The following is a 1,668-nucleotide window of genomic DNA, read 5'->3' as shown; positions in this document are numbered from 1 at the left end:
CTAGCCTCGCGCCTTCATGAAGGCTTGGCGGCGGTGGTGGGTCGAGAACGTGAAAATGCCCTCTGGGCTGGAAGGATGGGACTTGCTGAGGGTCTCAACCATCCGCCACGGAGGGCACTTTCCAGATGCACGATACCGGGTCGCGTCCGAAGATCGTGGCCACGCCGGACGGGCGGGGTGTTGTCGGGCATGCCGGTGCCCGGCTCCTGGCCGACCTTGCCGACGCCACGGGGCTGACCAGTGCGTTCAGCGACGCTCTTGGGTCGCTGCGGGTCCGGCGGGCGGGCCATGACCCTGGCCGGGTCGCGGTCGACGTTGCGGTGATGCTCGCCGACGGCGGTGAGGCGATCGCCGATCTAGCGGTGCTGCGTGACCAGGCCGGCCTGTTCGGCTCGGTGGCCTCTGATCCGACCGCTTGGCGGGTGTTGTCCGGCGTGGACGGCGTCGCGCTGGCCCGGTTGCGGCAAGCACGTGCCCTCGCGCGGGAGGTGGCCTGGGCGCAGATGATCGAGACTCGCGGAGGGTTGCCGACCTCGACCGCGGCTGGCCTGCAGGTGCCCGGCCTGGTCCTCGATGTGGACGCCTCGGTCGTGATCTGCCACTCCGAGAAGGAGTCGGCGACTCGCACGTGGAAGAAATCGTTCGGCTACCATCCGCTGTTCTGCTTCCTCGATGGATCGCGGGAGGCGTTGTCGGGGCTGCTGCGGGAAGGTCGGGCTGGATCGAACACCACCGCCGATCACATCACCGTCCTGGACGCGGCCCTGGCGCAGATCCCCGAGCCGCACCGTTACGGCACCGACATCCTCATCCGGTCAGACTCGGCGGGCTGCACGCAGGGATTTCTGGCCCACATTCGTAGCCTGCGAGCCCATGGCATCGACACCTTCTTCTCGGTCGGTGTCGCGATCACCGAGGCGATCCGTGACGCGATCCGCCATGCCAGGAACTGGGTTCCGGCCCTCGACACCGACGGGCAGGTGCGTGACGGCGCCGAAATCTGCGAGATCACCGGCGCTATCCCCGCCACCGGCTACCCGGCCGGGACCCGGTTCATCGTCCGTCGGGAACGACCCCACCCCGGTGCGCAACTGACCCTGTTCGACACCATCGAAGGCTGGCGTCACCAGGTCATGGCCACCGACACCCAAGCCGGAGCAGGGTCGATCCAATACCTGGAGGCCCGCCACCGCGCCCACGCCCGCGTCGAGGACCGCATCCGCACCGGCAAGGACACCGGATTCGGTCGCTTCCCCTCCCGCGTCTTCGCGATCAACCAGGCCTGGCTGGAGTTGGCCCTGACCGGCATCGACCTGCTCGCCTGGACCCAGCACCTTCTCCTCGACGGCGAACTGGCCACCGCCGAACCGAAGAAGCTGCGTCACCGGCTGCTCCACGTACCAGCCCGGATCACCCGATCCGCCCGCCGCACCTACCTACGCATCGCCGAAAACTGGCCCTGGGCCGCCATCCTCGCCGCCGCCTTCGGCCGCCTGACCGCGCTACCCCGGCCCATCACCTGAACCCACGTCCCGCCACCACGAGCACCCGGAGGACCCCGGCCCCGCGCCGGGCCACCGGCACGCCCACGACCCGAACAACCACCCAAAAGATCAACCAGCCGCCTCAACAGCCTTGATCAACAGTTAGCGAAAGACCGAGGCTAGT

1 protein-coding gene is annotated in these 1,668 nt (G+C 68.5%); it reads left to right on the top strand.

Translation table 11 applies throughout. From position 1 onward, the window contains the following. The first annotated feature begins 125 nt into the window (after positions 1 to 125). Positions 126 to 1,523, top strand: a complete 1,398-nt coding sequence (locus ACFYOS_RS36385; protein WP_387151897.1) for an IS1380 family transposase — start codon at positions 126 to 128, stop codon at positions 1,521 to 1,523. The last annotated feature ends 145 nt before the right edge of the window (positions 1,524 to 1,668 follow it).

It is taken from the genome of Micromonospora sp. NPDC005806 (assembly GCF_042871425.1).
Taxonomy (GTDB): Bacteria; Actinomycetota; Actinomycetes; order Mycobacteriales; family Micromonosporaceae; genus Micromonospora.
This window is presented reverse-complemented; position numbering and strand designations above follow the sequence as displayed.